This is a genomic window from Phormidium sp. CCY1219 (assembly GCF_035615515.1).
In the GTDB taxonomy this organism is placed as follows: Bacteria; Cyanobacteriota; Cyanobacteriia; order Cyanobacteriales; family Laspinemataceae; genus CCY1219.
The window spans coordinates 1-4,348 of record NZ_JAJENT010000525.1 but is presented as its reverse complement, the minus strand read 5'-3'; the positions used below and the strand labels follow the sequence as shown (position 1 = coordinate 4,348).

General features: G+C 52.4%; 3 protein-coding genes. 1 reads left to right on the top strand and 2 read right to left on the bottom strand.

Annotation, left to right across the window (positions count from 1 at the left end):
* Nucleotides 1-289: 289 nt before the first annotated feature.
* A complete protein-coding gene (gene argJ, locus LKK83_RS14030) occupies nucleotides 290-1,531 on the bottom strand; it encodes a bifunctional ornithine acetyltransferase/N-acetylglutamate synthase (protein ID WP_324631799.1) in 1,242 nt (413 codons plus the stop codon).
* Between the two features lie 436 nt (nucleotides 1,532-1,967).
* Between argJ and LKK83_RS14025 the strand changes: the two genes are divergently transcribed.
* Nucleotides 1,968-2,111 carry a hypothetical protein gene (locus tag LKK83_RS14025; RefSeq protein ID WP_324631798.1) on the top strand — a complete coding sequence of 48 codons (144 nt, stop codon included), beginning with the start codon at nucleotides 1,968-1,970 and terminating at the stop codon, nucleotides 2,109-2,111.
* 487 nt (nucleotides 2,112-2,598) lie between these two features.
* Here the strand turns inward: LKK83_RS14025 and gatB are convergent, their stop codons facing one another.
* Entirely contained in the window at nucleotides 2,599-4,083 is a 1,485-nt protein-coding gene (gene gatB / locus LKK83_RS14020) for an Asp-tRNA(Asn)/Glu-tRNA(Gln) amidotransferase subunit GatB (RefSeq protein WP_324631797.1), read from the bottom strand.
* Nucleotides 4,084-4,348 lie beyond the last annotated feature (265 nt).

Genomic DNA, 4,348 nt, shown 5'->3' with positions numbered 1-4,348 from the left:
TTAGGCTGGTCAGGTGGTTAGAAGTACAAGCCCCTGGCTTTAGACATGGGGTTGGTTTCTACGGAGTCCCTGACAGATTGAGCCAAGGATGCAAATGTCTGAAAGCTTTGATTTTTGGGGGTGCGAGGCACAGCGATCGCCCTGACGTTTCTGTTAATTTCCGTTCTTTCCCAAATTTATTGAGCCAATAAATGCGAAACCGGCGCGATGAAAACCATTGGCCAAAACGTTAGCATATTTGTAGAGACGCGATATCTCGCGTCTCTGTGTGTTCCAGGAAATCCCTGGGCTAAGTGGTGTACTCGGCGTTAATCTTCACGTAGTCATAACTGAGGTCGCATCCCCAAGCTATCCCCGTACCGGGTCCATTGCCGATGCTGACTGACACGAGCACCGTATCGGATTTCAAATACTCACCGGCGGCGGCGGCTTTCAGGTACGCGGAGGCGGCGTCGCGGTCGAATTCCAGGGGTTGGCCTTTTTCCATGAGCAAGAAATCCCCCAGTTTCACCTGCAAATCATCCTGGTCGAAAAGGACTCCCGCCCGTCCGGCGGCGGCAGCAATCCGCCCCCAGTTGGGGTCGCGACCGAAGATAGCGGATTTCACCAGAGAAGAGCCGACGATGGTTTTGGCGATTTTGCGTCCAGCGGCGTCATCGGGTGCGCCGGTGACTTGTACTTCGATCAGACAGGTTGCGCCTTCGCCATCGCGCGCGATCGCCTTGGCGAGGTGCTGACAAACCGCTGTGAGCATTCCCTCTAATTTTTCGGCTTCCGGTCCGCTATGGGTAATCGTCGGCGTCCGAGATTGGCCATTTGCCAGGGCGATTAAGGTATCGTTGGTACTGGTATCGCCATCGACGGTAATTTGATTAAAACTGCGATCGGCGGCGCGTTTGACCATTTCCTGCCACAGATGGGACGAGACCATCGCATCGCAGGTGACGAATGCCAGCATGGTGGCCATATTCGGATGAATCATCCCCGACCCTTTGGCAATCCCGCCCATTCGCACGGGACGCCCGTCAATGGTGGTTTCTAAGGCGATGGATTTCGGGACTAAATCCGTGGTGCAGATGGCTTGGGCGGCGTCATCGCCACCCCTGGGAGTTGCCGCCGCCACCAGGTTGGGAATGCCTTGGCGCAGGGCATCCATGCGAATGCGCTGTCCGATCACTCCGGTGGAGGCGAGCAAGATGGAACTGGGGGGAATGGCCAGTTCTCGCCCCAGGAGTTCGGCACTTTCGATCGCATCTGCCCAACCTTTGGCACCGGTGGCGGCATTGGCTTGTCCGGAATTGCATAAAATGGCGCGGGTGCTGGCTTTTTCTTCCAGGCGTTGGCGACAGTAATCTACGCAGGCGGCGCGGACTTGGGAGATGGTGAAGACTCCGGCGGCGATCGCTTCTACGTCTGACAAAATCAAGGCTAAATCTGCTGCCCCCGATGGCTTCAATCCGGCGGCGATCCCGGCGGCGCGATATCCCAAAGGCGCGCTTACCCCGCCGCTAATTTCTTTCCACTGTGCCATACTTGTTTCCTTCCTCTTGTGGCGTATTCGAGAGCGGATTATAACAATTTGGCATCCCGCTAATGTTGCCCGAGTCACAACCTGAAAAAAAAAGGAGAGTCACTCGCGGCACTCTCCCTACGATCTGGGTGCATCTCCATAGCACACTATAGTAATTACGGGATGAGGGGTAAAACCCTTTATTTTCTGGCCGTATCCGAGGGAAATTGAGAGATTTTGTGTTGCTACGTACTCATGCAAAAATAATTGCAGATGGTCGGGTGGGCAAAGCCACTCAAGAGAGGTGCCGATCGCGTATCTGTGCTAGAACTGCCCACCCTACAAACGCGATGCAGATCCACCGCCTCTAATTGCACGGGAGTGACGAGACAAAACACGCAAGTGGGCCATTATTTAAGAGCGACGTTGCAGCATGATTAAACGCAACACAAGAATAATGGCGAGCACCCCGGCGACGAGCATGCCCAGTGGGAAGCGTCACCATCGCCAACCAGTGAACCACAGTCATACTGGTGAAAAACTCTGCCATTTGTGGACTGGGACAATTATTTTCCACGCCGCCGCCATTGCACCCGAATAACCCAGCCAACCCGGCACCGGCAAAGGTTATCAAAAAGGGAGAAATTGCGTACAAAAGAACAACACCGATTAAAATGGTGATTGTTTTGGGGGAGAGTAACCAGGAAATAAATTTTGCCATTTTTATTAAACCCCATTGCGTGGTAAAATTGTGGCATGGGTTCGCGATTTCACCGCCGATGAAGCGAGAAAACTTCCCTCATAACTGAGATAAAATCCGGTGGTCAAACGTCGGGTTTAAATGAGCGCGTTTGGTGCGGACTTCTTGGGCGAACCCCACCCTAACCCCGGCGGGTTTTTATCGTTTCCGTAAGGTTTCAACCAACGTAGAGACGCGGTTAGGCGTCTCTACAGCCCCGAGAATGGATTGTCCGCCGATTATTATCGGCTGATTGAATCCGGTACATTCTGGTGAGTATTTAACCGACTTCAGGGATGAAACTGTGGTTTGAACCGAGGTTCTGTTCGTTCCCTAAGAGTCGGGAAAATTACCCGTTCAATTTTTGTTCGAGAAGTTTGTTGGTCAGTTTTGGATCGGCGCGTCCGTTGGTGAGTTTCATCACTTGACCGACAAAGAAGCCTTTGAGTTTGGTTTTCCCGTTGCGGTACTGTTCGAGTTGCTTGGGATTGGCGGCGATCGCTTCATCCAAAATCTTTTCGAGTTCGGCGGTATCGGAAATTTGAATCAATCCTTTGCCCTCGACGAATTCTTTTGGAGAACCGCCGTTGGCGAGCAATTCGGGCAGCACTTCTTTGGCGATTTTGCCGCTGATGGTGCCTTCTTGAATCAAAGAGATGAGTTCTCCTAACTGGGAGGGGGTGAGGGCGATGTCGGTGATGTCGAGTTTTTCGGTTTTCAAATAGGCGGTGATATCACCTTGAATCCAGTTAGCCGCTTGTTTGGTATCCGCACCGGCTTGCACTGTGGCTTCGAAATATTCCGCCACCGGGCGTTCGTCGGTGAGGACCCGGGCATCATAGGCGGATAAACCGAGGTCGCTTTCATAGCGATGTCGTTTGGCGGCGGGGAGTTCTGGGAGTTCGGCTTTCCAGGTTTCGAGTTGGGAGACGGAGACTTCAATCGGCCCTAAATCCGGTTCGGGGAAGTAGCGATAGTCGCTCGAACCTTCTTTGGTTCGCATACTAATGGTGCGTTGGCTTCCTTCTTCCCAGAGTCTGGTTTCTTGCACGATCGCCTCCCCAGTTTCGATCGCTTCGATTTGGCGTTCGATTTCGTAGTCGATCGCCCGTTGGATGGCGCTAAACGAGTTCATGTTTTTAATCTCGACTTTCACGCCAAATTCCGCTTGTCCCACGGGGCGCACGGAGATGTTCACATCGCAGCGCAGGGAACCTTCTTGCATGTTGCCATCGCTGACCCCGAGATAGCGCAGGATCCGGCGCAGTTCTTGGGCGTATTCTGCCGCTTCTTGACCCGATCGCAGGTCCGGTTCGCTGACGATTTCCACCAGGGGAATGCCGGTGCGGTTGTAGTCTACTAGGGAATAGGCGCTACCGGCGAGGCGATCGCTGCCCGCGTGAACCAGTTTGCCTGCATCTTCTTCCATATGCAGGCGAGTGATGCCAATTTTTTTGCGACTTGCGTTCCCATCGTCATCTACCAGTTCGATTTCGAGCCAACCATTAGTGGCGATCGGCAAATCGTACTGAGAAATTTGATAATTTTTCGGTAAGTCGGGATAAAAATACTGCTTGCGGTCGAATTTACTATAAGGCGCGATGTCACAGTTGAGCGCCAGTGCTGCTTTTACCGCATATTCGAGCACCTTTTCGTTGAGGACCGGCAACACACCGGGCAACCCCATGCATACCGGATCGATATTGGTATTGGGGGGGGCACCAAATTCGGTGGAGGAACTGGAGAAAATTTTGGTTTGGGTACTGAGCTGACAGTGGGTTTCTAACCCAATAATCGCTTCGTATTGTGTTTTTGCAGGTGCAGCTATGGTCATAAGTGTCTGAAATCCTCGCGTTTGAACCCCTATTATTGTATTTCAATGCCGAACAGGGATGAGAACCGACTCTTTCTTTGTATTTGGCGTCCCTACCCCCGGCGATGCAAGATGTTAAACTAAGCAATTCCGTCACCAGAACTACTCGTCTTCAGAACCGGACTTGAGACTTTCACCTCATCCGGGGACTCAACAACTTGGCCTTTATCATAGGTACCAAGGCTACCATCGCTGGCAGTTTTTACATCATGGCAATGTCTGTGAA